2 protein-coding genes are annotated in these 1,270 nt (G+C 64.3%); one reads left to right on the forward strand and one right to left on the reverse strand.

Features of this window, described 5'->3' with window-relative positions; genetic code table 11:
- Positions 1-527: LysR family transcriptional regulator (locus tag AAC083_RS15175; RefSeq protein ID WP_146181689.1), on the reverse strand; the 527-nt coding region annotated here is incomplete at its 3' end.
- Positions 528-749: 222 nt separating this feature from the next.
- On the opposite strand from AAC083_RS15175, the gene AAC083_RS15180 reads away from it, so the two are divergent.
- Positions 750-1,270, forward strand: a 521-nt coding sequence (locus tag AAC083_RS15180; RefSeq protein WP_146181690.1) for an MFS transporter, incomplete at its 3' end; no start/stop codon positions are given.

The raw sequence follows: 1,270 nt of genomic DNA on the forward strand, positions 1-1,270 counted from the left end.
CCGTGGCGGGCCAGATAGGCGCGAGAGGCGTAGAGCCCCATCTCTATGGTGGTGAGCCGCTTGATCACCAGCTCGTCGTTGTCGGGACGTAGCCCCCGGATGGCGAGATCGGCCTCCCGATAGGCGATGTCGCTGACGCTGACCGCCGTCTGCAGGCTGAGGCGGATCCCTGGGTGGCGCTCGCGCAGCAGGGTTAGGGCGGGCAGCACGAAGGCCTGGGCCAGGGTGTCCGTGGTGGCTATGCGCACCTCGCCGCACAGGCTCTGATCCCCGGTGCTCGCCTTACGCTCTATGGCCTTTATGGCCTGTTCCATGGCGCTGGCATCCGCCAGCATGGTCTCGCCGAGGGGGCTCAGATCATAGAGTTTGGGGGTGCGGATAAAGAGCTTGGAGCCCAGATTCTGCTCCAGTGCTGTGATGCGCCGCCCGACGGTGGCCTGATCGACCCCCAGCACCCCGGCCGCGCTACGCAGAGTGCCCTGTCTTGCCAATGCCAGAAAAAAACGTGCGTCATCCCAGTTGATCATCGAGCCTCCCACTCAAAGTGCCCCCTTGGGGCGAGCCCATTAGAAGCCAGCGCAGGCGGGATCACAAGGCGAACGTGGCCTTATTGGCATGCAAATAGATGTCACCGGCATGCATTATTGAAGCAGCATGATGCATTTTTGCCGCTGTCGGGAGGGATGGACGGGCGCTATCATTGCCGACTCTCGTCAGCGGGGCTCGGCCCGCGTTCATAGGAGTTGTGCATGTCATCATCCCAGTCCACCGCCCGGCCCTGCGAGGCGCAGGTTTCCCATGGTGCCATCTTGCTGTTTCTGCCGCTGGCCCTGATGTCGGCGCTACTTAACAGCAGCGTGCCCACCCCCCTCTATCCCCACTACCAGCAAGTACTGGTGCTGAGCGATGTCAGTCTCACCCTGATTTATGGCGGCTATGCGACTGGGGTACTCATCTCCTTGTTCGGAGTGGGCAATCTGGCGGGGCGGGTGTCGGATCTGCGCGCCATGATATTGCCGGCGCTGCTGGCGGTCGCGGGGGGCGCCCTGCTCTTCTCCCTGGCCGATTCGTTCTGGTCGCTGCTGTTGGCGCGGGTGCTGGCCGGGATCGGCACGGGTGCCCTGACCGGCGCAGCCAATGTGGCGCTGTTGCGTTTCGGCCCCCGCGACGGCGGCAAGCGCGCTGCGCTGAGTGCGACACTCTCCTTCACCGCCGGACTGGCGCTCGGCCCGGTATTCAGCGGGCTGGCGTTGCGGCTGGACTTTTATCC

This window comes from Aeromonas sp. HMWF014 (genome assembly GCF_963878295.1).
In the GTDB taxonomy this organism is placed as follows: Bacteria; Pseudomonadota; Gammaproteobacteria; order Enterobacterales; family Aeromonadaceae; genus Aeromonas; species Aeromonas popoffii.